Here is a 26,457-nt window from a genome sequence, read left to right as displayed (position 1 = left end):
GCCCAGGTCCCGGTGGGCCATCAGCCGGCCGGCGGGATCAGAGCGCACCGTCCGCACGGAGGGCGGCGATCCGGTCCGCCGGGTACCCGAGCGAGCGCAGCACCTCCTCGGTGTGCTCGCCCAGCGCCGGCACCGGGCCCATCGGCAGCTCCAGCCCGGCGAAGCCGAACGGCGGCAGCAGTGCGCGTACTTGGCCGCCCGGGGTCTCCACCGGCCGCCAGCGGTCACGGGCCGCGAGCTGCGGATGCCGCAACAGGTCGGTGACGGAGTTCAGCCGTGCCGAGGCGATGCCGAGAGTGTCCAGCCGCTCGATGGCCTCCTCGACCGTCATCGTCACGGTGCGCCCGCCCACCAGCGCGTCGACGGTCCGCCGGTTGCCCACCCGGGCCACATTGGTCGCGTACCGCGGATCACCGGCCAGCTCCGGACGGCCCAGGAACCCCTCGGCGAACCGGGCCCATTCGCGGTCGTTCTGCACGCCTATCAGCACCTCGCCGCCATCGGCGGCCGGGTACGCGTCATAGGGGGTGAGGCTGGGGTGGGAAAGTCCCGCCCGACCCGGTGAACTCCCGGTGCCCTGTGCGTAGTAGAGCTGGTAGCCCATCCACTCGGCCGTTGCCTCGAACATGGAGATCTCGATCGCGGTGCCCTGCCCCGTGGTGGCCCGTCCGACCAGGGCGGCCATGGTGGCCGACAGCGCGTACATGCCGGCCGCGATGTCCGAGGCGGGCACCCCCGTCTTGGCCGGCCGCTCGGGTGGTCCGGTCACCGTGGCGAGTGCGGCCTCGCACTGGATGAGCATGTCGTAGGCGCGCTTGTCGCGATATGGCCCGCTCGCGCCGTACCCGGACATGTCCACGGTGATCAGGCGCGGGTGGCGGTTGCGCAACTCGGCCGAGGAGAAGCCCAGCCGGCCGGCCGCCCCGGGCGCCAGGTTCTGCAGGAAGACGTCCGCGCCCGCCACCAGGTCGGCGAGCACGGCGCGTCCGCCGGTGGTCCTGAGGTCAAGGGTGACCGAGCGCTTGCCCCGGTTCAGCCAGACGAAGTGGCTCGCCAGGCCATTGACGCTACGGTCGTAGGCACGGGCGAAGTCGCCGCCGTCGGGGCGCTCTATCTTCACCACCCGGGCCCCCAGGTCGGCCAGGTGCCGCGTGGCCAGGGGCGCGGCGACCGCCTGCTCCAGTGCGACCACGGTGACGCCGTCGAGCGGCGGGCGGGGGCTCATCGGGCGGGCCCGCGGGGCGCGTTGTGCCCGGGGGCGCCCCGTAAGGGGCGCGGGACGGCTGTGCTCATGCGGCTCCGCCGCGTGGGCGCGACCAGCCACAGACGACCCGCACCCCGTCACGGAAGCTCACTTCCCGAAACGCCGCTCACGATTCGCATAGGAGCGCAGCGCACGCAGGAAGTCCACATGGCGGAAGGCCGGCCAGTAGCAGTCCACCCAGTGCATCTCGGCGTACGCGGACTGCCAGAGCAGGAATCCGGACAGCCGCTGCTCGCCCGAGGTGCGGATGATGAAGTCGGTGTGGTCGGCGATCGGCGAGTACAAGTGGCGGGAGATGTCCTCGATTTCGAACCGCTCCACCAGTTCGGCGGGGTCGCCGCCGGCCGCCATATGTGTCTCGAAGGCGCTCTTCACCGCGTCGACGATCTCCCGCCGGCCGCCGTAGCCCACCGCCACATCGACCTTGAGCCCGCCGCGTCCGGTGGTCCCGGCGGCGGCCTCCTTGAGTACCCGGGCGCTGTCGCCCGGCAGCATGTCGAGCGAGCCGATCACCTGGACCTCCCAGGGGCGGCCCTGGGCCGCGATGTCCTGGACGGTCTCCTCGATGGTCTCGATCAGCGGGCCCAGTTCCTCGGCGGGCCGGCCTAGGTTGTCGTCGGAGAGCATAAAGAGGGTGACATGCTCGATCCCCGCCGCGGTGCACCAGCCCAGAAACTCGGTCGCCTTGGCGCCACCCGCCCGGTACCCCTCCCGGACGTCCGCGTGTCCCGCCTTCCGGGCCCAGCGCCGGTTGCCGTCCAGCATGATCCCCACGTGCTGGGGGCGCGGCAGCCCCGCCAGACCGGCGGCCAGTCGGCGCTCGTACACCCTCTCCATCGGCCGTCGGAGAAACAGGGGGAGCAGCTTCATGGACCATCTCCATCGCGTTGTGCAGTTCTTCCGGCGACTTTACCAGGGGCCACCAGCGCCATTCCGCATAAATGTTCGCAACAGCCCGGACAGGGAAGCGACTTGGCCGGAAGCCGATGGGCTGGTTTCCGTCCCCGGTTCCCGCGGGGCGGCCGTCCGCTCAGTCAATTCCCGCCAACCGGCGCCGAGTCCGTCTCGCTGCCCGCGTCCCTGGGCAAGATCGTTTCCATGTCCGATTCCCACGCCGATGACCTTGCTCTATCCGCCGCCCCCGGCGGGCTCGCCGCCGCACCGAAGCCACCGCCCTATCGATGGCGCTGGGCGGCGCTATGGGTGCTGCTCGCCGGGGAGGCGATGGACATGCTCGACTCGCTGGTGGCCGCCATCGCGGCGCCGTCGATCCGGGCGGAGCTGGGCGGCGGGGCCAGTGTCACCCAGTGGCTGGGCGCGGCTTACGCACTCGCCATGGCGGTCGGGCTGATCACGGGCGGACGGCTGGGGGATGTCATGGGGCGCCGACGGACGTTCCTGGCCGGCGTCTTGGGCTTCACCGGCGCTTCGCTGCTGTGCGCGGCGGCCATGTCGCCGGAGGTGCTGATCACGGCCCGGGGGGCGCAGGGGCTGTTCGGGGCGGTGATGATCCCGCAGGGGCTGGGCCTGATCAAGGAGATGTTCCAGGGCGGGGAGACCGGCAAGGCGCTGGGGATGTACGGGCCGGTGATGGGGGTGTCCTATGTGGGCGGCCCGGTGCTGGCCGGCTGGCTGGTGAGCGCCGACTGCTTCGGGGCCGGCTGGCGGCTGGTCTTCCTGGTCAACCTGCCGCTCGGGCTGCTGGCGTTCCTCGGCGGGTGGCGGTTCCTGCCCGCCTCCGGCCCGACAACCGTGACCAGGCTGGACCTGGTGGGTGCCGCGCTGGCCTCGGCCGCCGCGCTGCCGCTGGTCTTTCCGCTGGTGCAGGGACGCGAACTGGGCTGGCCGGTATGGGCCTTCGCGTCCATGGCGGCCGGAGTGGCCCTGTTCGGGGTCTTCGGCTGGTACGAGGGGCGTGTCGCTCGCGCCGGCGGTGACCCGTTGGTAGTGCCGGGGCTGTTCCGCAAGAGGGCCTTCTCGGGCGGATTGGTGACCGGTGCCGCGCTGTTCGCCGCGGTGGCCGGTTTCTCGCTGGTGCTCAGCGTCTACTTCCAGTCGGGGCTGGGGGCTTCGCCACTGAAGGCGGGGCTGGCGGTGCTGCCCTGGTCCGCCGGTACCGTGGCCGGCTTCGCGGTGGTGCGGGCGCTGGAGGGCTCCAGGCCGCTGAGCAGGCTCGGGCGCCCGCTGGTGCAGACCGGCGTTGTGGTGATGGCGCTGGGCGTCGGCGGCTTCGCCTGTGCGCTGCGGTCGGCCGGCCCCCGGGTCACGGTGTGGCAGGGCGCCCCGGCGCTGGTGGTCGTCGGGCTGGGGATGGGGCTGGTAATGGGCCCGTTCTTCCAGACGGTGCTGGCCGCCGTGGCACCGCATGAGACGGGTTCGGCCGCGGGGACGCTGACCGCGGTGCAGCAGTTCGGCAGCGCGCTGGGCAGCGCGGTGCTGGGCACGGTCTTCTTCTCCGCACTCGGCGGCCGGGTCACCGCCGCGACACCGGCCGGGGCGGCGGCCCGCCTGGGCTATGCCAGAACCATGGAGATCACGCTGGGCGCGGAGGCCGGACTGCTCGCGGTGACACTCCTGGCCTCCTTTCTGCTCCCCGCCAAACCGGATCAAACCACGGCGAGTTGACCTGGCTGGGAATGATGTTGGTGGTTGACAGACGGAAGGGAAGCATCCAGTCTCAGCAGCCGAACAACCCGCCATAGTGCGATTGTTGGCGTTAAGTCCTCGTAAAAGGGCTGGATTACCGGTAATCCGGCCGGGAGGGGGCAGCCAAGCCCCCGCAGTCAGTCACCCCGGAAATCACTGCCGAGACAGGGAGCCGCCTCATGCTGCCCGCCATGCCGCATCACGAACGTGAAGACTTTCTCGCCGAGCCGCGCATCGGCGTGCTGGGCGTCACCGATCCCCGCGGCGACCGCGCCCCGCTGCTGGTGCCGGTCTGGTACCACTACGAGCCCGGCGGGGAGGTCGTGGTGCAGACCGGCCGGGAGACGGTCAAGGCCCAACTGCTGCGTGCGGCGGGCCGGTTCAGCCTCTGCGCCCAGGACGAGAACCGGCCGTACCGGTATGTCAGCGTGGAAGGGCCCGTCACCTCGGTCACCGACCCGGTCGACCCCGCGCTGCGCGAGGCCATCGCCCACCGCTATCTGGACCCCGAGGAAGCGCGCGCCTATCTCCAGGCGACCGCGGACCAGCTCAAGGACGACATCACCTTCCGGATGCGCCCACGGCACTGGCGCACGGCCAACTTCGCGGCCTTCGCCGCCGAGTTCGCCGAAAAGGGCTGAACCTCACCCACCGGGGCCCGGCCCACCAGGCACCACCGCACGGCATGAACGACATGACACCCCCCGCACCCCGAGTGAACAAGGTCTTCATGACAGACATCGAGCTTTCCGTCCGACCGTTATCCTGCGCCCGCCCCGAGCTCAACGGCATCCGCGAGTACCCGCGTGACCGGTGCCTTCCCGAGCTGTTCGAGGAGCAGGCGACCGCCCGGCCGGAGGCGCCCGCCGCCCGGCACCGGGACCGTACCCTGACCTACGGTCAGCTCAGCGCCCGCTCCGACGCGCTGGCGGCGCAGCTGCTCGCCCGGGGCGTGGAGCCCGGCACACCGGTGGGGGTGTGCGGCAGCCGTTCCCTGGAGGCGCTGGTCGCACTGCTGGGCATCCTCAAGGCGGGCTGTGCCTATGTCCCGTTGGACGAGGACCTGCCGCCGGCCCGGCTGCGGGCCATGGCCGAGGACGCCGGGCTGCGCGCGGCCGTCGTCCTGCCGGGCAGTGCGGGCCCGGTGCGCGGGCTGGCCGTACGTGTGGAGTTCGACACCGTCGATCACACCGCCGATGCCAACTCCATTCCCGCTCCGGTCACTTCGGCCGGCGACTGCGCCTATGTGATGTTCACCTCCGGCTCGTCCGGCCGCCCCAAACCGGTGGCGATACCGCACCGCGGCGTGGTCCGCCTGGTGCGCTCCGACCGTGAACTGCCCCCGCCCGGGCCCGGTGACGGCGTACTGCACGCCTATGGCCTGTCCTCCGACGCCTCCACCGTGGAGATCTGGGCCGCGCTGCTTACCGGCGCCTGCCTGGTGCTGGCGGACCGCGCGGAACTCCTCTCCCCTCTCGCGCTGGAGGAACTGTTCCGCGCCCAGGGCGTGACCGTCGCCTACCTCACGACCAGTGTCTTCCACCTGGTGGCCCGCACCCGGCCCCAGGCCCTGGCCGGGCTGCGCTTTGTCTCCGCCGGCGGGGAGGCGATGGACCCCCGGCTGGCGAACGAGGTGCTGGCCGCCTGCCCCGGTACCACCGTGGTCAACTTCTACGGTCCCACGGAGAATTCGGTCATCTCCACCGCGTACCGGGTGCGCGCCCTGCCCGCCGACGCCACCCAGGTCCCCATCGGCCGTCCGTTCGGCGCCACCTCCTGTCACATCCTGCGCCCCGATGGCTCGGCCGCGGCGCCGGGCGAGGAGGGGGAGCTGTGCGTCGGCGGGGACGGCCTGGCCCTGGGCTACCTCGGCGATCCCCGGCTGACCGCCGAACGGTTTGTGACCGTGCCCGCCATCGAGCCGCATGGGCGCCTGTACCGCACCGGTGACCGGGCCGTCCGGCGCGCCGACGGGCTGCTGGAGTACCGGGGACGGCTGGACCGCCAGGTGAAACTGCGCGGTGTACGTGTCGAACTGGACGAGATCGAGGCCCGGTTGCGGGCCCATCCCAAGGTCGGCGAGGCCGTCGTCCAGCTGGAACAGGGGGCGCTGACCGCCTATGTCACCGCCGCCGAGCCCGGCGGCCTCCTGCCCCTGCCCGCCATCCGCGCCTACTGCGCCCAGTGGCTGCCGGCCCAGGCCGTTCCGGCGCTGGTGGCCATGGACCACCTGCCGGTGACCAGCGGCGGCAAGGTGGACCGCGCCCGGCTGCGGGCCCTCGCACCACAACCCGAGGAACCCGGGGAAGGGGAAACGGACCAGGCCAGGGTCGAGGGACTGCTCGACGTCCTCGCCGAGGTATGGCACCAGGTGCTCCGCATACGCCCCACCCCTCAGGACGACTTCTTCGCCCTCGGCGGCGACTCGCTGCTCGCCTCCGAGACCGTCACCCGCACCCTCGCGGTGCTGGGCATCGATGCCGGACTGGGCTCCACTCTGATCAGGGCCCTGCTGGCCGCGCCCACTCTGGAGGGCTTCGGCACGGCCGTCCGCGCCCTGCGCACCGGCACCACCGGCCCGGCGCCGGCCGAACCGCCCGTCGACTTCGAGCGCGAGAGCGAACTCGGCTTTGAGCTGCCGCCCGTCCAGGGCCCGGCCCCCTGCCCCGGGAATCCCCGGAACATCCTGCTCACCGGCGCCTCCGGCTTTGTCGGCGCCTTCCTGCTGGACCGCTTGCTGCGGATGACCTCCGCGCGCGTCCACTGCCCCGTACGGGCGTCCAGCGGCGCACATGCCACCCGGCGGGTGCGCAACACCCTGGCCCGCTATGGTCTGCGCCTGGACGAGGCCGACTGGCGACGGGTGGAGTGCTTCCCCGCGGACCTGACCGAACCCGGCCTCGGGCTCTCCACCGGTCACGCCGCCGGACTCGCCGGCAGCCTGGACCTGATCGTGCACAATGCCGCCCGGGTCAACTTCCTCTACCCCTATGAGGAGTTGCGCGCCCCCAATGTCGAGGGCACCCGGCGGGTCATTCAACTGGCGGCGCCGCGCCGCATACCCGTCCACTTCATCTCCACCATCGCCGTGGTGGCCGGATTCGGCACGGCCGGAGTGGACAAGGTCGAGGAGGACACCCCGCTGGCCCACGCCGACGGGCTCACCATGGGCTATGCGGAGAGCAAGTGGGTCGCCGAAGAGGTGCTGCGGCGGGCCGGCGAACAGGGCCTGCCGGTGGCCGTCCACCGGCCCTACGAGGTGACGGGCGACCGGGTGAGCGGTGTGTGCAACACCGAGACGGCCATCTGTTCCCTGTTCAAGACGATCGCCGAGACCGGTCTGGCCCCCGACATCGAGCTGCCGATGGACTTCGTCCCCGTCGACCACCTCGCCGAGTCCGTGGTCCATATCGCCACCCGCCGGCCGGCCACCGGGCGCGTCCATCACCTCACCAACCCGCGCCCGGCCATGCTGTCGGACGTCCTGGACCGGATGCGCGCGGCGGGCTTCACCCTGCGCACGCTGCCCTACGACCAGTGGGTGGGCGAGCTGGTGCGCCATGTCGCCCGTAACCCGGCCAGCGCGACGGCCCCCTTTGTCTCACTGTGCGTGGACCGCAGCCGCAAGGCCGATATCTCGGTCAAGGAGATGTACCTCAAGGGCGTTTTCCCGGTGCTGGGCCGCCGCAACGCCGAGGAGGCGCTGGCCGACAGCGGGCTGCACTGCCCGCCGGTCGACTCCGCCCTGCTGGACCGGTACCTGGAGTTCTTCTTCTCCTCCGGCTATATCCCCCGGCCCACCGGACACCGGCCGCTTCCCGGAACGGAGCACACCGCATGACCGCCCCCGAGGACATCGTCCCGGTCCCGGAGGTCGACCCGGGCACGCCCGGCCCGCCCTGCGGCTATGCCCGGCTGCGCGCCGAACGGCCCGTGGTCAAGGCCCAGTTGCCCAACGGTGAGACGGGCTGGCTGCTCAGCCGCTACCAGGATGTACGGGCCGCCTTCGCCGACCCCCGCCTCATCCGGCCGCTGCTCTCCGCCTGGCCGCCCCGCGAGGGCCCCGACGCCCCGCCGCCGTGCCTGCCGACGTTCCTGGAGATGACCGGCGCGCACCATGAGCGGGTACGGCGCACCGTGCTGCCGCTCTTCGGCAGGCGCCGCCTGGAGTTCATGGCGCCCCGGATCCGGGCCATGGCCGGGGAACTGATCGACGCCATGGTGGAGTCCGCCGACGGCGGCACGGCCGATCTGATCGCCGCCTATGCCGAACCGCTGCCGCTGCGTGTGCTGTGCGAGACGACCGGACTGCCGCACGAGGACCGCGACATCTATCTGCCGCACACCCTCACCCTGCTCAGCGCCGCCGGGCTGTCGATGGACGAGGTGCTGGCGGCCCTGTACGCGCTGCAGGACTACGCCGGCGAACTGATCTCCCGTAAGGAGAAGGAGGGTGAGGGCGAGGACTACCTCCACCTCCTGCTGGCGGAGAGCCGCCGCCCGGGCAGCGAACTGACCCGGGACGACGTGGTGAGCTTTGTGGTCACCATGCTGATGGCCGGCTACAAGACCAATATCCAGCACACCGGCAACGCGCTGTTCACCCTGCTCACCCACCCGGACCAGTTGCGTGAACTGCGCGACGCGCCCCAGCGGACCGGTGCCGCGGTGGAGGAACTGCTGCGCTACGTCCCCCTGATGAACGCCATCAACATCCTGGTCGCCCAGGAGGACTTCACCCTGCACGGGCAGCACATCCGCACCGGGGACGCGGTCATCCCGGTGCCCGCCTCCGCCAACCGCGACCCGGACGCGTTCACCGACCCCGACCGCCTGGATCTGACCCGCAGCCCCAACGCGCATGTCGCCTTCGGGCACGGGCCGCATGCCTGCACCGGCGGACACCTGACCAGGCTGCAACTCGGCATCACCATCGAGGTGTTGCTGGAGCGGCTGCCCGGCATCGAGCTGGCCGTGCCGGCGGAGTCGGTGCCCTGGGACGAGTCCACTCCCCTGCGGGCCCCCGCCCGGCTGCCGGTGCGCTGGTGACGCACCTCCCCGACGACCCACGACTGGACCCACGACCGGATGAGAAAGGCCCCCGCAAGGTGACCGCACCGCACGAGGAACTGCCGCACTACCCCTTCAGCACCCAGGGCGACCGTCTCGCCCCCGAACTCGGCGAGCTGCAACGCAGCTGCCCGGTGGCCAGGGTCAGCACCAACTCCGGCGGCGAGGCCTGGCTGGTCACCGGCTACGAGCTGGCCCAGCAGGTGCTGCGCGAGCGGAAGTTCGCCCGGTCCGTGCTGGGCGACCCCGGGGGGCCCACCCAGGACGCCCCGATCCTGGCCCCCGAACTGCTGGACGCCATGAACCACCTTCAGCAGGCCGGGCTGCGCGACGAGGTCCTCAAGGCCCTCGGCCGCAACCAGCCCGGGCTCCCCGCCGACTGGGTCGCCGAGATCACCCGGGAGGGCCTGGACGCCATGGTCCGGCAGGGCAGCCCGGGCGATCTGCAGCGCCACTTCGCGGAATGGGTCGCCGCCCAGTGCATGTGCCGGGTACTCGGGCTGCCCTTCGAGGACCGCGACTGGCTGGCGGTACGGGCCGACCTCGACCTGACCATGGTGACCCCCACCGACGAGGAACTCGCCCGCAACTGGGAGGAGATCCGTGTCCATATGCAGCAGCACATGGCCGCCCGCCGGCCCGGCCGGCCCCGCGGTCTGATCGACCGCCTCGCCGATCTCAACGAACGCCAACAGGGGCTGACCGACCGGCAGTTGTCCAACATCACCGCCGTGCTGTTCGTCAGCGGTTACGAGGACTTCGCCAGCTTCCTGGGCGTCGCGGCGCTCAACCTCCTCCAGCACCCCGAGGCGATGGACGCCGTGCGCGCCCACCCGGAGACCCTGCCCCAGTGTGTGGAGGAACTGCTGCGCTGCAGCGTCGTCCTGGGCAACGCCATCCCCCGCTTTGTCACCCAGGACACCGAACTGGGCGACACGGCCGTACGGGAGGGCGACCTCATCCTGCTGTCACTCGACGCGGCCAACTACGACCCCGCCGCCTTCGCCGAACCCGGCGCCTTCGATCCCGCCCGCTCCCCCAACCCCCATCTGCGCTTCGGCTACGGCCGCCATCACTGCCCCGGCGCCCACCTGGTCCGCCGGCAGTCCGAGACCGCCTTCCGCGTGCTGCTCGACCGGCTGCCGGACCTTCGCCTGGCGGTACCGGTGGCAGAGGTGCCCTGGCACCCCAACCGGATGGCGATCATGCCGGCCGGACTGCCGGTCACCTGGTGACGAGCCCGGTCCCGGCCCCGGGCCACGCCATGTGACAGGCTGCGTGGCGAGGCCCGGCCGGCCGGTGCCGGGCCCGCGACGACCAGGAGAGCACCACCGTGAGCACCTCGGACCACACCTCGGACCATTCGGGCTGGGCAGCCGCCCCCGCCACTCACCGGGCCGCCATCGCGGCGGAGAGCGCCAGGTTCGCGGACCTGGTCCGGGGCGCCGACCAGGCAACCCCGGTGCCCAGTTGCCCCGGCTGGACCCTGACCGACCTCATCCGCCACACCGGCAGCGTGCAGCGCTGGTTCTCCGTCCTGCTGCGCCAACTCGTCCAGGAACCGCCGCGCAGCCGCGAGGTGGACCTGCGACTGCCGGCCACCGAGGCCGGATACCCCGACTGGCTGGCGGACAGCGCGGCCGAGGCCGAGAGCGCCTTCGCCATCACCGACCCGGATGCCGCGATGTGGGCCTGGGGCGCCGACCAGCACGCCCGGTTCTGGGTCCGCCGCATGCTGTTCGAAACCCTGGTCCACCGCGCCGACGCGGAACTCGCCCTCGGCCTCCGCCCCGTGATCGACCACGGTCTGGCGGCCGATGGCGTGGACGAATTCCTGGTCAACCTCCGCTTCGCCACCTTCTTCGCCCCCAAGGTGGCCCAGCTGACCGGCACCGACGAAACCCTCCGCTTCCGCTGCACGGACACCTCCGGCGACTGGCTCATCCGCCTGCGGCCGGATGGCTTCGACGTCGAGCAGGGCACCACTTCGGAATCCGCCGACGCCACCATCGAGGGGCCCGCGGCGGATCTGCTGCTCCTGGTGTACGGCCGGCTGGGCCGTGACGCGGATGTCTTCGCGGTGCGGGGCGACCAGGATCTGCTGGAACGCTGGTTCACCAACTCCGAGTTCTAGCCCGGAGCGACCGCTGACTCCAGGTCGTAAATGACGTGGAACCGGCGCGTGCACCGGTTGAGCGCGGCGGGGTCGAGCCGCCCCGCCCCGCGCACCTCGGACCGGTACTCGATCGGCGAATGGGGTCCGGGACGGAGTGCATGCGGCATGCCATGCGGCAACAGAACTTCCGTCCGCCGGTGCCGCGGACTCACGGCGGTCGGGCGACGCAGGACGGTCAGGCGCGTGCCGGCTCACTGGGGCCGTGAGGCAGGATGATCGCTCGCGCCGGACGCCCCAGGGCCCCGCGCGATGTGACTCCCCCGCACAGGCAAGGTGAAAGTTGACGCCCCATTACCCCGCTGATCACCGCGGTCTCCTGGTGAGCCCCGGTCCCGCCGTCCCGCTCCGCCCGGCAGGGGGCCACCGGTGAACCATTCCCCGACCCTGCACAACCTCATCGCCGCCGGCATCGCGCTGCTGGCCGGCCTGACCGTGGCCCTGCTGCTGAAGGTGATCCTGCGCTGGCTCGCCGAGCGGGCCCTCAGGACCCGGTGGAGCGGGGACGACATCATCGTCGACATGCTGCGCACCTCCGCTCCCTGGGCAGCGGTCGTGGCGGGCGCCGCGGCGGGGGCCGCCGCCCTGCCGCTGACCCGCGCCATGGGGCACGTCGTCAACCAGTCGCTGACGGCGGTGGTCATCCTCATTGTGACCCTCACCGCGGCACGGGTGATCGGCGGCCTGGTGCATGCCGTGGCACAGTCCCGCTCCGGAGTGGCCGGATCGGCCACCATATTCGTCAACATCACGCGGATCGCGGTGCTGGCGGTGGGCTTCCTTGTCATCCTGCAGACGCTGGGCATCTCCATCGCCCCGCTGCTCACCGCCCTCGGGGTGGGCGGTCTGGCGATCGCCCTGGCGCTCAAGGACACCCTGGCCAATCTCTTCGCCGGCGTGCACATCCTGGTCTCGAAGACGGTGCAGCCGGGCGACTACATCCGGCTCAGCAGCGGGGAGGAGGGCTATGTCGTGGACATCAACTGGCGCAACACGGTGGTGGAACAGCTCTCCAAGAACCTGGTCATCATCCCCAACGGCAAGCTGGCCGGCACCAATATGACCAACTTCAGCCAGCCGGAACAGAAGTTGACCGTCACGGTGCAGGTGGGGGTCGCCTACGACAGCGACCTTGAGCAGGTGGAACGGGTCACCATCGAGATCGCCGAGGAAGTGATGAAGGACGTCGCCGGTGCCGTCCCCGACCATGAACCCGCTGTGCGGTTCCACACCTTCGGGGACTGCAGGATCGGCTTCACGGTGATCCTCGGCGTTGCCGAGTTCAGCGAGAAGTACCGCATCAAGCATGAGTTCATCAAGCGTCTGCATCAGCGCTACCGGGTCGAGGGCATCCGGATACCCGCCCCCGAGCGAACCGTTTCACTGCGCGGGAGCACCGAGGCGTTGATCCCGCACCAGCGGATCCCCGCCGCCCGGACCGGCGACTGACCGCACTGCCACGGTGAATTGGAGCGGCCGAGCGCCCGGATACCGCCCCGGGCTGACGACAGGGACCGCCTGGCCGGGCAGGCTCGGAAGCAGCTCGGAACGGGGCGGCCGGCCGGCGATCCGGCCGCCGCCCCGGACGCGGGTCACACCAGTTCGGGCAGCGGTTCCGGTTGCCGCACCGGTGCGACGGCCTTCGGTTCCCACAGTTTGGTGATCCGTATATAGCCGTAGATCACCGAGACCATCGCCAGAATGAGAAGCGGTCCGAACACCCATGGATATTCGGCCATCTCCACCGGCAGATAGCGATACGACAGCAAAAACGCGGTGAAGACCGCTGCACCGTAAACGGTCAGCTGCATTCCCGACCGGTCCCAGCCGCGGTCGAACGAGCGCAGCCCTGCCTCGATCGTGAGCGTGAACACCACACCGGCAACGATGTCCGTGCCGTAGTGGTAGCCGAATCCCAGCGTCGCGCCGAGCGTGGCAATCAGCCAGAACGTGCCCGCGAACCGCAGAATTCGCGGGCCCTTGCGGGAATGGATGAAGATCGCGGTGGCCCATGCCGTGTGCAGGCTGGGCATGCAGTTGCGCGGGGTGACCGCGTCGAACGGCATATGGTGCGGTGCACCGGTCACCAGCGTGTCCGGCCACAGGCTGGCCACCGCCCAGTGCCCGCCGCCGGTGCCGAAGGCGCCCTCGCTGCTGTAGGCGAAGATCGGTCCGACCACCGGGAAGATCATGTAGATGGCTGGCCCCAGGAGGCCGATCACCAGAAAGGTGCGCACCAGGTGATGGACCGGGAACCGGCGCTCCACCGCCACCTTGCGCAGCTGGTACACCGCGACAACCACCGCGGCCACCACCAGCTGGCCGTAGACGAAGTGGAGAACATGGGCGCCGACCGAACCGGAGGCCCGGACCATCCGGCCCACCAGCCACGAGGGGTTGCCCAGTGCGTGGTCGGCGGTCGCCACATACTGGTCGAGCACCATGGGGCGGGTCTTCGAGGTGATGAGCAGCCAGGTATCGCCGGTTTTACGGCCGGTCACCAGCAGCAGGGCCAGCCCGACGCCCTTCAGCAGCAGGGCACGTTCCCGGCCGGTTCGGCGTGTGACGGCGATGACCGCATAACCCAGAACCACCCACAACGCGCCATTGCCGAACATCATTTCCTTGGCGCCGACCGCCCACCGCACCAAGAAGAAGGCAATGTCGATACCGATCGCGACACCGGCCGCGATAAACCGTTGCCGCCAGGTGAGCACCAGCATCATCAACGCCATACTGGCGTACAACAGCGGCCCCGATTTGGGGGCGCATATCACCTCTTTCACCTGGTTGGCCATGGGCCCCGGCAGGCCATAGTGACGTGCGGCGATTTCCAGCGCGATAAGGAATCCAAGGGTCACCACACCCGCCGTGGCCCACAGTATCGCCCGTGGTCGGCGCCATGCAGCGGACGCAATTCCGCCGTTTATTCGCGAAAGCAGCCGCGATGTTATAGATATCAATTGTTTGGCCGATTTGGTAGATGTTTTCCGGTGGAAGACGGGCGATGAGGGTGATCACCGCGAGCTCGAACATGCTATCGGGGTGACCGGAGGTGGGTTTCACTGGCCACGCGGTTGCGGGCGGGCCGGCCGGTCCCGGGCTCGACGCCCCAGGGGCCACGAGGCGCTCAGCGGGCTCCGGGAGTGGCCCTTCGCCCCCGACGCACGGCCGGACGCGGCATCCATGTCCCCCGTCCACGTGCCGCTGCCGCTGCCGCTGCCGCTGCCGCTAGATCGTATTCAGACAGCCGACGCGTGGCACGAATCGAATCGCCCCTGCCTGAGCGGCGTAACGCTCATGCACCGGGCCATTGACCGCCAGCAGACAGAGCTCTTCCGCTTTGCGGACAAAAATCTGCGCCGCACGAAAATCCAGCGGATTCCGTACCACGCCCCCAGAAAAAGCTCCTGCAGCCGCCAGGGCGGTATTCACCGTCCATCGCAACTGCACACGCAAAAAGCCGGACGGCGACGGCAAACCGAGGAGATCTGTCACCGGACCGACAACACCGACCGGCTCCGGAGGCGACCGAGTCGCCCGACGCCATCGCGCTCACCGAAGGAACGCGACCGCCTCGCCGGTGTGACCGTCCTCGCCCTCCCCCGCGCCGCCGGCGCCCCACCCGTGGACACCGCCACCCTTTCCTCGGCGCGCTGCGGAACGATCCAAGAGTCACCCTTACCAGGGCTCTGGACAATGGCGTTGACCTGACCGTCCTCACCGTCGGCCGGCGCGACGCCGTCGGCGCAGCGCGGCCTCCGCCGCGCGGGGAGCCGGGTATGCGCGCCACCGGCCGTCCCCCCACCGCAGACCGCGCCGCCCGCAGGAGACCGACCATGACGCTGCGAGCTGTACTTCCTGGACCGCGCCCGGCACCCCCAGGTAAAGGTTCAGGCTTCTCCACGGTGGACCGGGCAGCCCGGGGGCCGTGCACGGTCGCCGCGGTGAGGCTGAGGCGGCTTCCATGTCGAGGCCGGCCTCCCGTAGGAGCGGACATGGGGCCAGAACGGCGGGTCAGGCCGCGCCGGCCGGCCGCCGCAGGCGCCCCTGACCGGACGAAAACTCGCCGAACGCCACCAGCACGGGCAGCTCGCGGATCCCGGCGTCCGCCGAGTCAAACCGCCTGCCCGTTTCCCATGAATTCCTCCTGACCGCTGAATGGAAACCTTGCTTTCCGTTCCTGGCGTTCCCGGCGAAAGTTTCCGGGTCCGGTTCACCCTTTCATTGCGCCGGAGGCGACGGACGGTCCACGATGGAGGTCCCGTTGTCCTGCCAACAGGACAGTGCAGCGGTTTCGTCGACCATTCTCCGCATCATTGCTGAGCCTCACGAGCGCGACACCGCAATGTCATTGTTCTCGCCACACCATGAAAGGTGAGTGCTGTATGTTCGTCCCCAGCCATTACCGGGAACCGGACGTCTCATGGATGGTCGATCTGATGCGCGCGAACCCGCTGGCACAGATGACCAGCAACGGGACTCCGGCTGACGGGCCGTTCGCCACCCACCTTCCGGTCATCACCAACCCCGAGTGGGAGGGGCAGCCCACCACGGACCTGGCCGGCATGCAGTTGCTGGGTCATATGAACCGCGCCAATCCGCATTGGGCGGCGCTGGAAACCGGGACGGTGATCCTGCTGACGTTCACCGGTCCGCACGCCTATGTCTCACCCACCGTCTACGACATCACGCCGGCCGCCCCGACATGGAACTTCACCTCGGTGCATGTGCACGGAGTCGTGGAGAAGATCGACTCGATGGAGGAGACGCTGGGCGTCGTACAGGCGACGGTCCAGGAATTCGAGAAGGAATTCGGCCACAGCTGGGACATGAGCGAATCTGTCGACTACTTCCGCAAGATAGTGTCCGGCGTGGGTGCTTTCCACATCCGGGTGACCAAGGCCGAGGGAATGTTCAAGCTCAGCCAGGAACAGCGTCCCGAGGTTCGCGACCGAGTGGTGCAGTCGTTCGCCGGACGCGGATGCACCCGGCACGCACAGACGGCGGATCTCATGAGCCGCCTGCCGTAACCGTTTTCCCCGCGTCGCGGGGTCCGCGCCCTTGGCGTGTGCGGACCCCGCGACAACCAGTCAGGTGAGGGGCGGCCGGTCGTCCTCCTTCAACACCTGATCGGCGGCGGCGTCGAGCGTGGCCATCACCCACTCCCCCAGCTCCGTGCCGGCTTGGGCCGCCGCCTTGTGCCACCACTGCAGCCGGTTGTCGGGCACGGCGAGCCGGCGCGTCGTCGCCACAGCGCCAGTCTGCTGCGGAATGCCCTCACGCTGAGCCCGGATGGCAGTGCGCAGTTGCTTGGTGCTCCATTTCATCCGCTCGGCACGATCGAGCCACTCCTCCTGCTCATCAATCCGCAACGACGCCAGCTCGGCATGGTGCTGGAAGCTGAGCGCGGAGCGCCGCCGATGCTGTTCGAACCGCCGGGAAACCCAGGCGTAGTTGCGCAGCGTCTGGTACTGGAGCCCGGCCGCGCGGATGCCGCGCTCATAGCGGTCGGCATAGTGGTCTTTGCCGAAGATGAGCCAGTCCCCGAGCCACCAGGACGACGAGTTGAGCAGCCCGGAGAGCTGGCGCCCGGCGCGCTCCCACTCCTCGAAGGCGAGCCCTATGGGTATGTGCAGCCCCGTCTTCGTGGTGAGTACCTGGTCGCGCCGCGACTCCACCTCGCCGGCTCTTTGGGCCCTCGGCACGGCCTCCGCGGTCCGGCCGAACATGAGCGCCTTGGAGTCTTTGCAGTCCTGGACCTGATTCGTCATCACGCCTCCGTATCAACGCGCCTATTCGACCGGGCAGGTTTGTGGTGGCTCCCCATCGAATACAGACAGCGCGTTCACCCCGTTTTTTTACACGCATGCCAAAAGCGGTGGCCACTACCCACAGACGAATTCTTGCGAAACTCGAGTAACCCGTGCTTTGCACGGTTACTCGTTGAGGTCTGGATGGCCAACTGCCGCGCCCTCGAGTAGATCTCGACATCGATGTGAGATCAAGGACCTCGGCGCCCCGAGCACTACTTTGCAGAGTCCTAACACCCTCCCCCTCAGTGGTCTAGTCCACTATGTGGCTTGATTTGAATACACGTAGGGCGAACACGCCGCTCCCCCGACACCACCCCGCCCCTGCGTCATCACCCCGACAGACCGCACGCACTCCGCGTCCTTGCAGGCCACAGCCGCATTGTCGCCAAGTCCAGACGCTGTCGCCATCACAGGGGACCGAGCGGTCCACGCCGGCCGGGCATGAGTGAAATCCAGCCGTCATTCCACCGCCAAGCGCCGGGAGTTTACGTACCGCTCAAGGCACCGCAACCGTCCGCCCTCGGACGGTTGGCGCCACAGTGGAGTGCGACCTACACTCCCCACCACAACGCTCAGTAACGTCGGGGGAGTTATTGCGGCATGAATAAGGTACAAGCGGACATCTCGTCGGCTTCACGAGGCGTGACGTACGCCATCAATCCGGAATCCGTCAATCCGGAATCATCTCTGGAGCATTTCAGCGAAACGCTTTTCAAGAGCTTGCGCAGGGTCGATCAACGCAAATGGGCACATGCCTATCTGAAGGGGCTGCTCGTCACATCCGGCAAGAAGTCGCCGCGACGGCTCGCCACCGCGATCTCCCGCGACCCGTCCGTCGTGCAGTCACTGCGTCAGTTCGTCAGCCTCAGCCCATGGGACTTCGACGAAGTCATGGAGGAGCTCACCCACTGGGTGACGGATCATCGGTCCGTGCCCGTGTGGTCCATCGGCCGGGCCGTCCTGCCCAAGCGCGGTGACCGGTCGGTGGGTGTCCACCGCTACTTCGACCTCTCCTCGGGCCGTACGCTCAACTGCCAGCTGGGACTGGGGTCTTTCCTCTGCCTGGACACCGCTCAGGTCCCCGTCGACTGGTGCCTGCGCCTGTCGACGACCTGGACGCAGGACCCCGAACGGCGCAGGGACGCGCGCATACCGGACTCCCAGCGGTACCGGCCGCTGTGGGCACATACGCTCCGGCTGGTCGACCGGCTGTCGGCTCGCACGGATTCCGCGTCCTCCGTCGTCCTCGTCGACATGAGCGACGAACCCGAGGTGGGGTACCTGCTGCACGGACTCGCCAAGCGCCGCCGCGACTTTGTCGTCGCGGTGCCACCGCACCTGGCGGTGCTGCCCGCCGGCGAGGGCAGCACGGCACCGGTGAGCGCAAGGGCCCTGGCCCTCGCGCAGAGCCCGGAGGCGGCCGTCGTCCAGCTGCCCGGCGGGGAGCAGCGCATCACCCACCTCCAGGCGGCGCTTGTCCTTCTGCCGAGTGGCTCCCAGGGGCGCTGCCCCGGCCCTCCCTACCGGCTCTTCACCGAAGTGGGTCCCGCCCACGCGCCGCGCCCACTGTGGCTCACCAGCCTCACCCACGACACCCTCGCGCAGGTCGGCTCGATCGCCGCGCTGCGCACCGGGACAGTGGACGCGATCGGTTCCATGGAGCAGGACTTCGGGCTGCTGGACTTCGAGGGGCGCTCGTTCCCCGGCTGGTACCACCACATGGCCCTCGTCTCGGCGGCGTACACCTATCGTCGCCTGCACGGGCTCATCATGGTGCCGTCCCACGACACGGCACAGCAGGTGCCGTAGCGGCGTGGCCCGATCGTGGGGGCCGGTTCCGGGATCGGGCCGGCCGCACCGGGGACATCAACGGCTGCAAGAGAAGTCGCCCGCTCGGTCAAGCCGGGCCGGACCGGGCTGCGCGAGGGGGCCGCGGCGCTGCGGCGGACGGGGAGCGGCACGCCTGCGGCGCCCGGCGAGCGCCAGCGCGGCGCACACCAGGACCGTCAGAAACACACCGGGCAGGGGGGCGAGCCCGGCCTCCACTGCGTATGCGGGGAGCAGCAGTGCCGCGGCCACGATGGGCAGGACCTTGTGCCACCGAGACCTGCCGTCGCGCGATTCCTCCCCAGCCGGGGCGTCCGGCGGACCCGGGGAGCCGTTGTTCACGAGCGCGGTGAAAACGTCCTCGAGTCCAGGGCTGTGCACCGTGAGCCGCAGCGGTTCCACCTGGGCGTTCTCCAGAATGTCGAGTACGGCGCGGATCAGGCCCATGCTGCCGTCGCCGGGGATCTGCAGACTGAGCTCGGCCTCGTCCCGGACGACCGTGTCCAGGCGGAACAGCGCGGTAGCGGCGGCGAGGTCGGCGGTGTCGGCGAAGTGCAGACGGATGTGACCACCAGGGACCAGCCGCAGCAGTGCGTCCTGCGTGCCCTCGGCGACGAGCCGACCGCGGTGCAGGACGCCGATCCGGTCGGCGAGTTGGCCCGCCTCCTGCGGCGAGCGGGTGGTGAACAGCACCGTGATGCCGTCGGCGGCGAGATCGCGCACCACGTCCCGCACGATGCGGCGGCCCACCGGGTCGAGACCGGCGGTGGGCTCGTCCATCAGGACGACTTCCGGACCCGCGGCCAGCACCATGGCCAGATCGAGCCGACGCCGCTGGTCGCTTGACAGAGCAGCCGCGGGCTCGGTGGCGACCCCTGACAGACCGAGCCGTGCCAGGAGTTCGGCTGCCCTCGCACTGCCCTGCTGAGCCGGCAGTCGGCGCAGAGCCGGTGTCAGCCGCAGGTTCTCCTCAGCGGTGCGGCAGGTGTCCACCACCGAAGCCCGGCCGGCAAATCCAACAGCGGCGCGTACCGCGCCGGCATCCGTGGGCAGGTCGTACCCCGCGATGCGGACGTCACCGCCGTCGGCGGCGGTGCGCGCCGAGAGGATCCGCAGCACGGTGGTCTTGCCGGCGCCCTCGGACCCCAGCAGGGCGAAGACGCTGCCGTGCGGGATGTCCAGTTGGAGGTCGTCCACGGCGGTCGTCCTTCCGTATGCCTTCCGCAGCCCCCGAACCCGGATGGCCGGGGGGTCCTGCGGTCCGGGGAGCAGGTGGTGCGGCCCCGCGGCGGCCGCTGCCTGGCTCATGGCGCCCCCTGTTCGATGCGCGGCCCGGTGCCGAGCGGCAGGGTGATGTTCCGCACCGCTCGTTCCGCACCGCTGTGTTCCTCCTCGTACTCCGTCAGCCCGGCGGACCGGTTCCCGGGGAACCTGAAGTGTTCCGGGGATCCCCACCGGGCTGTGAGCCGGGCGATCGGCAGGCAGGGCGATCGCAGAGCAGTCATAGTGCCATCATGGCACCATGTGGCGCCATGTCTACCATCGACCGTGCCACCTTGGCTGATACTGTGCGGCACTGGGGTACCGGATGCCCGCCTCTCTCCCCGTATCACGGCTGTGATCTGCGGACGTGCCTCGACGAGGCAGACGGCACTCGGCCGGCCACAGCCTTGGATTGACCGGAAGACAACGGCGCCTGCCCCTGAGACCGGCCGAGGCGCAGGGCACGAGAGGACCGCAGGGGGCATCCGGCGGCGCCCCGATGGCGCCGCCGGGGCGTGCGCCGATGGGTCGCCATCGAGGTGCGCCCTCATCGTGGACCAGCCTCCGGGGAACCCGGGTCTGCCGCAGGCAACCGACTACCGGACCTCCGCATACCAAGGGGGCCACACCAACATCCGGGCCCGGATATCTTGTTATGGCGCTAGTGTGACACCACATGGCGTCAGCGGAGAATTACTCTCCGAACCGCGAGGTGCGCCCGTGTGCGACGCGGTGGGGTGGGCCGGAATCCGCTGCGCCCCCAGCGGTACGGGCCCATATCCCGGTGGCTCGCGCCCCGGGGCCGGAGACGAACTCCGCGACGAAGCGTGGACCTGCGTCGTTCCGGCTGCCATCTGCACCAGATCGGCGGCCGCAGACATCCCGAAGGTGGCTCGCAATGCCGATGTTCGATACGCCTGAACCTGTCCGCGTGGTGCTCAACCTGATGTTCGGCCAGGTCCGGATCGTCGCGAGTGACCGCGCCGAGACGACGGTGGAGGCGTATCCGTGCGACAGCGACGACCAGGACGATGTGCAGACCGCCGAGCAGCTGCGCATCGAATTCACCGATGGCCGGCTGCTCGTGAACGTCCCGGAGCCCGGCGGAAGAGGGGGCGCGGTCATCGTGATGATGGCCGTGCCCACGGGATCGAGTCTGCACGGCCGGGGTATGGCGGCGGACTTCCTCGGAGTGGGAGAGCTGGGCGAGTGCCAACTCAGCACGGAATTGGGGCACATCAAGCTCGACCGTACCGGCAGCCTCCAACTGACCGCCTGCCTCGGTGACATCACGGTCGACCGTGCGTCCGGCAGCGTCGAAGCCATGGCGGACCATGGCGACGTCACCCTGGGGCAGGTCGAGGGCAGGGCCACGATCCGAGCGAGCGATGGCGACGCCAGCGTGGAAAAGGTGCGAGGAGTCGCTCGCATGCACACCGGGAAGGGGGCCATCAGGATCGGCCGGGCGCACGCCGACGTGGAGGCCCGGACGGCCCAGGGCGACATCGACGTCAGAGAGGTGGTGCGGGGATCCGTCGTCGCCACCGCCATGTGCGGCAGCATCCGGGTCGGTGTGGCCGAGCCCAGCAGCGCCCTCCTGTCCCTCGACTCCGCCGCAGGCACCGTCTACACGTCCCTCTCGCTCCTGGAGGCGGGGGCGCAGTCCGACGAAGTGGTATGCGTACAGGCCCGGACCCTGATCGGCGACGTTGTCATAGAGCGTTCCTGCGTGGAATGAATTCGATCGCACCGCCAAGTCCGTGGCGTCAGCGACACCTCGCCGTCACTTGCAATGGGAGCCAAAGCGGTGCCACAATGGCGCCAAGGATCTCAGCTGCGCATGACAAGTTGCGCGCGAGATCCCTCCCCCGAGGATCGCGGGCCCCGGAGAGGAAAATCCCCCGCCCTCCGGGGCCCGCTCCTTTGCACACCACACTGGCGCACGAGTCGGCCGGTCGCGGTTGATCTGCGCACTTCGGCGGCGCTCCCTGGCCACGCTCGCGTGCGACATATGATCTGACGCCCTTATGGCGCCAGATCAAACCACCATGGCGACGGATCTCCCGAACACGCCTGTGCCCAGTGGCCGGATCGCATGCGAAAAGCTGCCGCCGACCGATCGAGAGGCCGGGCTCCACCTGGGCAAAAGGGTTGTCCTTGACTGTTGAGCCGAGCAGGTGCCGTGTGGCGCAAACGGCGTGCCATGATGATTCCATGGAACTTCGGGTGTACGTCGAGGCTCTGCGCGAGGAGCTTGTCGCAGTGTCTGCAGCAGCAGGAGATGCCGAGACCCGCGCGGTCGCCGAGCGGCTCATCGCTCCGCTGGAGTCGGCCGTCCAGCTCATGTTGCTCAACGTGCTGTCCGCCGCCGCCGACGAGATCACCCGGGACCTGGCACCTGGCTCGGTGGACCTGCGCCTGCGTGGGATGGAGCCCAGTTTTGTGGTGACGCCGCCCTCGGACGAGGGCGGCCCCGCCGAGGACACCATGGACATGACCGGTCACGCGGCGAGCGACTGGTCGGCTGGAGCGCTCGGTGGCGCCACGAGCGGCGCCACGGCGCGGATCAACTTCCGGCCTCCGCAGGCGATGAAGGACCAGATCGAGGAGGCGGCGTCCAGGCAGGGCATCTCGGTCAACGCGTGGATGATCCGAGCCTCCGCCGCGGCGCTGGCCAACAGCAGGCGAACCCCTCGTGGCAAGCAGCAGTTCAACGGCTGGGTGCGGTAACCACCGCGACCGAGCACAACGGCCCGTCCTCCCCGCCGAAGAGGGTATGCGTCAGGCGCGTTTGATCCTGATGTCTCCGTAGGAGGTGTGCGCCCGCACACCGATCGACTTCTCGGACGACTCGACGGTGTTTTCCAGCATGTTGTGCACCCGTCCGAATCCAGTGGTCAGGTCCAGCTTCGCCGGGTGCCCCGCACCGATGCCGACCTCCAGGTCACCGGCCGAGGTCTTGAGCACGACCGTGCCATGGGTCACTTCCCCAACACGGATACTGCCATTGGAGGTTGCGGCATCGGTCGTGGAACCCAGAGCGTGGTCGATGGAGATTTGGCTGTTGGAGCAGCGGACCGTGATGTCGCCGATGACCTTGCCGATTTCCGTGCTGCCGTTGGAGTTCCTGACCTCGGCCGTGCCGCCGATTTCTCCGATACGGAGCCGCCCATTGGCGGTGTTGACCTCGGCGGCGCCGTCGACTCGGCCCACGATGATGTCGCCGGCTGATGTCTTCACGCGCATCGAACTGACGTGATCGAGCTGAATGTGCCCGGCAGGCGTCTTGAAGTTGCACCCCCCGAGGCGGCCGGAACAGCGGAGGTCTCCCATTGCCACTTCGCCACGCACATGCGAGCCGGTGGGCAGCACGATCGACACATCCACCGTCCAGCTTTTCCGGCTCATCGCCCGGGGTTTCTGGGTCTTGATCACCAGTACGCGGCCGTCGAATTCGACGCTCGCCTGCTCGGCGGCCTTCACGTCCGAGCTGTCGTTCGCGTCGGCCGGCCGTACCTCGACGAGGGTGTCGGTGCGGTCTTCGGCGATGACCTGTACATCGCCGGAACCCATGTCGAGCGTGACGGAAATCGGTTCGGGAGTATCGAAAGCAGGCATGGCTGTTCCTTCTCGTGATGTCTGATGGGCGTCCCCATACGTCGGGACGAGATGACGGTCGGGCTGATTCAGCGCACCCAGGCGGTGTAGTGCTGCCGGCCCCGTTTGCCACGCCGATCGGGGGCGCAGGGAGCGCGCTCCTGCTGCACCAGGGCGGAGGTCATCTGCACCAACCACGCGTCCATCGAACGCCCTTCGTGGCCGGCGGCCTGCTCAATGGCCGCCTTCAGCTGTCTGGGCATGCGCACGGTGACAACTGCGGTGGCACCTCTCTCGGCGCTCGGCGTGCCGCTGCCCGCAGCAGCTTCGGACGACCGCTCCGGCGACGGTGACGTCACGGCGAAGTTCGGTTCGCCTCCGCGGAAGCGCAGTGCAACGGAGCCCGGGGCGAGGTCGCGGTTGATCTCGTCGACAGCAGCTGCCAGCGCGTCGAACAACGCGCTCCGGATCACCGGCTCCAATCGTGCCACCAGCGCACCGACACCCTCACTGTCGACCGGAGCGAGCGCCGCCAACTCGCGCCCGATTCCGTCCACGAACGGACCTACATCCATGGCGCCATCATGGCGCATAAGTTGCGCCATCACAAGTTGCCCGAACGCGCTGAAGAGGACCCGGTTCAGACGGCCTTTGTACGGCGCTTGACGTGCCCCAGTACGTCACTCAAGTCCGCCAGCAGCGCGGCCTCCTCGGCCTTGAGGTAAAAGTGCCCACCGGGCAGGACCCGAAGCCGGAACACGTCATGCGTCATGTCCGCCCAGCCGCGCATCTGCTCCGGGGTCACTTCGGAATCACTGTCACCGGTGTAGCCGTACACCGGGCAGTCGAGCGGAGGCCGGCTGCCACCGGGATAGCCGTCCACCAACCGATAGTCCGCGCGGACCGCGGGGAGCACGAGCTCCCGCAGGCCAGGGTCCGCAAAGACCGCCGCACTGCTCGCGTCGAAGCGCATGACATCCGCGATGATCTCCTCGTCCGTGCCGAAGTACTCGCGCAGGCCGTCCAGCGCATGCGGCGGACATCTGCCGGACACGCACAGGGCAGCCGGCGGACGCCCCCGTTCCTGGAGGCGCAGCGCCACCTCATGCGCCACCGAAGCCCCCATGCTGTGGCCGAACAGCACCAGCCGATGCCGCGTCAGCCCGCCGAGCGCATCGGCCATATCGTCCGCGAGGGCTTCCAGCCCGGACGGGAACGGATCGCCAAGCCGGTCCTCCCGGCCCGGGTACCGGACGGCGAGCACGCCGATGTCCGAAGGCAGGCCCAGCGGCCAGGTGCGGTATGCGCTCGCCGAACCTCCGGCGTGGGGGAAGCAGACGAGCTTCGTCTCGCACCCGTCGTCGTCACGGTAGCGGCGCACCCACTGCTCTTCCACCGGACTCCTCATCGAAAATCCCCTCTCGCACGCCGGAGACGGCTCTGTCGGGCAGTCAGCGAATGTCGCCTCCGACCTCGGCGAGGATTGCCTGCCCGGCACTCTGCCCCACACGCCGGGCGGCGATCGAGTCGGCGATCTCGCCGCTTCGTACAGCGATGTTCGACAGCAGCGAGGAGGTCAGGCCGTGGGTGTGCTCGGTGCCGCCCTGGAGATAGATGCCGCACTGTATTTCGGGGGTGGTGACGATGCGGTAGTCCCGCTCCATCCGGTACCGGCCCGCCTCATCGCGCAGACAGTGACGGTCGAGATCGCCGAGCAGGCCCGTGGGTTCCATCGCGTTGTAGCCGGTCGCGCAGACGACCGCGTCGAAATCGAGTTCGCGCACCTCGGCGTCGGGGCCCACCTGCAGGGAGACGCGGGTCTCGGCGCCGGCGCGCTTCACATCGGTGACCCTCGACAGGTTGAGGAAATGCAGGCGACTGACACCCCGTACGTCCTCGTCGTACGACTTGCGGTACAGCTCCCTGATCACCTCGTCGTCGACGACCGAGTAGTTCGTGTTGCGGTGGTACCGCCAGAACGCCTCCCGCGTCTGCTCGGTGCCGAAGTAGTAGTCGTCGACGGCCGCCGGGTCGAAGATCTGGTTGGCGAAAGGAGTGTCATCCGCGAGGGAGTAGCCATAGGACGGGATGACCGCGTACACCTGGGCGTGCGGAAGCTCGTCGTACAGGAACCTGGTGATCTCGGCGGCGCTCTGGCCCGCACCGACCACCGCCACCCGGCGCAGCTCCCCGGGGTTCATCCGGCGGTACTTCTCCAGGAACTCGGAGCTGTGCCATACCCGTTCGTCGCGCTCGATTCCCCCGGGCATGCTCGGAACCAGGCCCGTTGAGATCACCACGTTACGTGCCTCGACCACGTGGCCGGCCCGGCCGGTGGCATCCGCCACCTCCAGGCGCAGATGGCCCGACCGCTCCGGGGCGTCGCCCGACGGCAGCCGGATCGACATCACTTCCGAGCCGTACGCGACGCGATCGGCCACCCGCGTCTGCGCCCACTCAAGGTACTGGTGGAACTCCTGGCGCGTGGGGAAGAAGTCCTGGTTGTTGACGAACTGCGGGAGCCGCCCCGACGCATGCAGGTATGCGATGAAACTGAAACTCGACGTCGGATTGCGGAAGGTGACCAGGTCCTTGAGGAAGGATATCTGCATGGTCGTCGACGGCAGCAGCATATTGCGGTGCCAGCCGAAGGAGGACTGACGCTCGAAGAAGAGGCTGCTGATCTCATTCCCCAGACCATTCGCCCGGTATTCCTCCAGGGCAATGGCAAGCGAAAGGTTGGACGGACCGAACCCAATGCCGACCACATCGTAGATCTCGTGTTCACGCTTACTCATAGA

22 protein-coding genes are annotated in these 26,457 nt (G+C 69.3%); 11 read left to right on the top strand and 11 right to left on the bottom strand.

Annotated features, from left to right (window positions below; translation table 11 throughout):
- Window positions 1-37: 37 nt before the first annotated feature.
- On the bottom strand, window positions 38-1,225 hold the full coding sequence (locus ACIHFE_RS19355; RefSeq protein WP_400108122.1) for a CaiB/BaiF CoA transferase family protein: 1,188 nt from the start codon (window positions 1,223-1,225) through the stop codon (window positions 38-40).
- Window positions 1,226-1,351: 126 nt separating this feature from the next.
- Complete coding sequence (locus ACIHFE_RS19350) at window positions 1,352-2,134, bottom strand: isoprenyl transferase (protein WP_400108120.1); 783 nt, start codon at window positions 2,132-2,134, stop codon at window positions 1,352-1,354.
- A 228-nt stretch (window positions 2,135-2,362) separates the two neighbouring features.
- Here ACIHFE_RS19350 and ACIHFE_RS19345 point away from each other — a divergent pair, with 228 nt between their 5' ends.
- From ACIHFE_RS19345 to ACIHFE_RS19315, 7 genes are all read left to right on the top strand, one after another.
- A complete protein-coding gene (locus ACIHFE_RS19345) occupies window positions 2,363-3,889 on the top strand; it encodes an MFS transporter (RefSeq protein WP_400108118.1) in 1,527 nt (508 codons plus the stop codon).
- 212 nt (window positions 3,890-4,101) lie between these two features.
- Window positions 4,102-4,551, top strand: a complete 450-nt coding sequence (locus ACIHFE_RS19340) for a pyridoxamine 5'-phosphate oxidase family protein (protein ID WP_400108117.1) — start codon at window positions 4,102-4,104, stop codon at window positions 4,549-4,551.
- An 89-nt stretch (window positions 4,552-4,640) separates the two neighbouring features.
- Window positions 4,641-7,751 carry an amino acid adenylation domain-containing protein gene (locus ACIHFE_RS19335; RefSeq protein WP_400108115.1) on the top strand — a complete coding sequence of 1,037 codons (3,111 nt, stop codon included), beginning with the start codon at window positions 4,641-4,643 and terminating at the stop codon, window positions 7,749-7,751.
- Window positions 7,748-8,959, top strand: a complete 1,212-nt coding sequence (locus ACIHFE_RS19330) for a cytochrome P450 (protein ID WP_400108113.1) — start codon at window positions 7,748-7,750, stop codon at window positions 8,957-8,959. Before ACIHFE_RS19335 ends, ACIHFE_RS19330 begins: the two co-directional genes overlap by 4 nt.
- A gap of 59 nt (window positions 8,960-9,018) precedes the next feature.
- The gene (locus ACIHFE_RS19325) at window positions 9,019-10,215 is read left to right on the top strand and encodes a cytochrome P450 (protein ID WP_400108111.1); all 1,197 of its coding nucleotides are present in this window, start codon (window positions 9,019-9,021) and stop codon (window positions 10,213-10,215) included.
- Between the two features lie 98 nt (window positions 10,216-10,313).
- Window positions 10,314-11,114, top strand: a complete 801-nt coding sequence (locus ACIHFE_RS19320; RefSeq protein WP_400108109.1) for a maleylpyruvate isomerase family mycothiol-dependent enzyme — start codon at window positions 10,314-10,316, stop codon at window positions 11,112-11,114.
- Window positions 11,115-11,522: 408 nt separating this feature from the next.
- Window positions 11,523-12,602, top strand: coding sequence for a mechanosensitive ion channel family protein (locus ACIHFE_RS19315; protein WP_400108107.1), 1,080 nt, complete (start codon window positions 11,523-11,525; stop codon window positions 12,600-12,602).
- Window positions 12,603-12,745: 143 nt separating this feature from the next.
- Here the strand turns inward: ACIHFE_RS19315 and ACIHFE_RS19310 are convergent, their stop codons facing one another.
- Entirely contained in the window at window positions 12,746-14,071 is a 1,326-nt protein-coding gene (locus ACIHFE_RS19310) for a phosphatase PAP2 family protein (protein ID WP_400108780.1), read from the bottom strand.
- Between the two features lie 313 nt (window positions 14,072-14,384).
- A complete protein-coding gene (locus ACIHFE_RS19305; protein ID WP_400108105.1) occupies window positions 14,385-14,651 on the bottom strand; it encodes a hypothetical protein in 267 nt (88 codons plus the stop codon).
- Between the two features lie 890 nt (window positions 14,652-15,541).
- Here ACIHFE_RS19305 and ACIHFE_RS19300 point away from each other — a divergent pair.
- Window positions 15,542-16,186 carry an FMN-binding negative transcriptional regulator gene (locus ACIHFE_RS19300; RefSeq protein ID WP_400108103.1) on the top strand — a complete coding sequence of 215 codons (645 nt, stop codon included), beginning with the start codon at window positions 15,542-15,544 and terminating at the stop codon, window positions 16,184-16,186.
- A gap of 60 nt (window positions 16,187-16,246) precedes the next feature.
- Here the strand turns inward: ACIHFE_RS19300 and ACIHFE_RS19295 are convergent, their stop codons facing one another.
- Window positions 16,247-16,927, bottom strand: a complete 681-nt coding sequence (locus tag ACIHFE_RS19295; protein ID WP_400108101.1) for an LmbU family transcriptional regulator — start codon at window positions 16,925-16,927, stop codon at window positions 16,247-16,249.
- Between the two features lie 762 nt (window positions 16,928-17,689).
- Here ACIHFE_RS19295 and ACIHFE_RS19290 point away from each other — a divergent pair.
- Window positions 17,690-18,778, top strand: a complete 1,089-nt coding sequence (locus ACIHFE_RS19290) for an IS701 family transposase (RefSeq protein ID WP_400108099.1) — start codon at window positions 17,690-17,692, stop codon at window positions 18,776-18,778.
- 57 nt (window positions 18,779-18,835) lie between these two features.
- Here the strand turns inward: ACIHFE_RS19290 and ACIHFE_RS19285 are convergent, their stop codons facing one another.
- On the bottom strand, window positions 18,836-20,104 hold the full coding sequence (locus tag ACIHFE_RS19285; RefSeq protein ID WP_400108097.1) for an ABC transporter ATP-binding protein: 1,269 nt from the start codon (window positions 20,102-20,104) through the stop codon (window positions 18,836-18,838).
- The gene (locus ACIHFE_RS19280; protein WP_400108095.1) at window positions 20,101-20,301 is read right to left on the bottom strand and encodes a hypothetical protein; all 201 of its coding nucleotides are present in this window, start codon (window positions 20,299-20,301) and stop codon (window positions 20,101-20,103) included. The genes ACIHFE_RS19285 and ACIHFE_RS19280 overlap by 4 nt, the downstream gene beginning before the upstream one ends.
- 662 nt (window positions 20,302-20,963) lie before the next feature.
- Here ACIHFE_RS19280 and ACIHFE_RS19275 point away from each other — a divergent pair.
- Entirely contained in the window at window positions 20,964-21,797 is an 834-nt protein-coding gene (locus ACIHFE_RS19275) for a DUF4097 family beta strand repeat-containing protein (RefSeq protein WP_400108093.1), read from the top strand.
- Window positions 21,798-22,273: 476 nt separating this feature from the next.
- The gene (locus ACIHFE_RS19270) at window positions 22,274-22,789 is read left to right on the top strand and encodes a hypothetical protein (RefSeq protein ID WP_400108091.1); all 516 of its coding nucleotides are present in this window, start codon (window positions 22,274-22,276) and stop codon (window positions 22,787-22,789) included.
- A gap of 51 nt (window positions 22,790-22,840) precedes the next feature.
- On the opposite strand, the gene ACIHFE_RS19265 is transcribed toward ACIHFE_RS19270, so the two are convergent.
- The 4 genes from ACIHFE_RS19265 to ACIHFE_RS19250 form a co-directional block, all read right to left on the bottom strand.
- Window positions 22,841-23,677 (bottom strand): DUF4097 family beta strand repeat-containing protein, encoded by an 837-nt coding sequence (locus ACIHFE_RS19265; RefSeq protein ID WP_400108089.1) that lies wholly within the window; start codon window positions 23,675-23,677, stop codon window positions 22,841-22,843.
- 68 nt (window positions 23,678-23,745) lie between these two features.
- Window positions 23,746-24,231, bottom strand: coding sequence for a hypothetical protein (locus tag ACIHFE_RS19260; protein WP_400108087.1), 486 nt, complete (start codon window positions 24,229-24,231; stop codon window positions 23,746-23,748).
- A 65-nt stretch (window positions 24,232-24,296) separates the two neighbouring features.
- Window positions 24,297-25,052, bottom strand: coding sequence for a thioesterase II family protein (locus tag ACIHFE_RS19255; protein WP_400108085.1), 756 nt, complete (start codon window positions 25,050-25,052; stop codon window positions 24,297-24,299).
- A gap of 55 nt (window positions 25,053-25,107) precedes the next feature.
- Complete coding sequence (locus ACIHFE_RS19250; protein WP_400108779.1) at window positions 25,108-26,454, bottom strand: lysine N(6)-hydroxylase/L-ornithine N(5)-oxygenase family protein; 1,347 nt, start codon at window positions 26,452-26,454, stop codon at window positions 25,108-25,110.
- Window positions 26,455-26,457 lie beyond the last annotated feature (3 nt).

It is taken from the genome of Streptomyces sp. NPDC052396, from assembly GCF_044593195.1.
Classification (GTDB): Bacteria; Actinomycetota; Actinomycetes; order Streptomycetales; family Streptomycetaceae; genus Streptomyces.
The sequence above is the reverse complement of the archived record's forward strand: the minus strand, read 5'-3'. Positions and strand labels throughout refer to the sequence as shown.

Excerpts from the sequence above, each read along its gene's own strand:
- ACIHFE_RS19355 (WP_400108122.1), bottom strand. The coding sequence starts at position 1,225 with ATGAGCCCCCGCCCGCCGCTCGACGGCGTCACCGTGGTCGCACTGGAG.
- ACIHFE_RS19350 (WP_400108120.1), bottom strand. The coding sequence starts at position 2,134 with ATGAAGCTGCTCCCCCTGTTTCTCCGACGGCCGATGGAGAGGGTGTAC.
- ACIHFE_RS19345 (WP_400108118.1), top strand. The coding sequence starts at position 2,363 with ATGTCCGATTCCCACGCCGATGACCTTGCTCTATCCGCCGCCCCCGGC.
- ACIHFE_RS19340 (WP_400108117.1), top strand. The coding sequence starts at position 4,102 with ATGCCGCATCACGAACGTGAAGACTTTCTCGCCGAGCCGCGCATCGGC.
- ACIHFE_RS19335 (WP_400108115.1), top strand. The coding sequence starts at position 4,641 with ATGACAGACATCGAGCTTTCCGTCCGACCGTTATCCTGCGCCCGCCCC.
- ACIHFE_RS19330 (WP_400108113.1), top strand. The coding sequence starts at position 7,748 with ATGACCGCCCCCGAGGACATCGTCCCGGTCCCGGAGGTCGACCCGGGC.
- ACIHFE_RS19300 (WP_400108103.1), top strand. The coding sequence starts at position 15,542 with ATGTTCGTCCCCAGCCATTACCGGGAACCGGACGTCTCATGGATGGTC.
- ACIHFE_RS19295 (WP_400108101.1), bottom strand. The coding sequence starts at position 16,927 with ATGACGAATCAGGTCCAGGACTGCAAAGACTCCAAGGCGCTCATGTTC.
- ACIHFE_RS19285 (WP_400108097.1), bottom strand. The coding sequence starts at position 20,104 with ATGAGCCAGGCAGCGGCCGCCGCGGGGCCGCACCACCTGCTCCCCGGA.
- ACIHFE_RS19280 (WP_400108095.1), bottom strand. The coding sequence starts at position 20,301 with ATGACTGCTCTGCGATCGCCCTGCCTGCCGATCGCCCGGCTCACAGCC.
- ACIHFE_RS19275 (WP_400108093.1), top strand. The coding sequence starts at position 20,964 with ATGTTCGATACGCCTGAACCTGTCCGCGTGGTGCTCAACCTGATGTTC.
- ACIHFE_RS19270 (WP_400108091.1), top strand. The coding sequence starts at position 22,274 with ATGGAACTTCGGGTGTACGTCGAGGCTCTGCGCGAGGAGCTTGTCGCA.
- ACIHFE_RS19265 (WP_400108089.1), bottom strand. The coding sequence starts at position 23,677 with ATGCCTGCTTTCGATACTCCCGAACCGATTTCCGTCACGCTCGACATG.
- ACIHFE_RS19260 (WP_400108087.1), bottom strand. The coding sequence starts at position 24,231 with ATGGATGTAGGTCCGTTCGTGGACGGAATCGGGCGCGAGTTGGCGGCG.
- ACIHFE_RS19250 (WP_400108779.1), bottom strand. The coding sequence starts at position 26,454 with ATGAGTAAGCGTGAACACGAGATCTACGATGTGGTCGGCATTGGGTTC.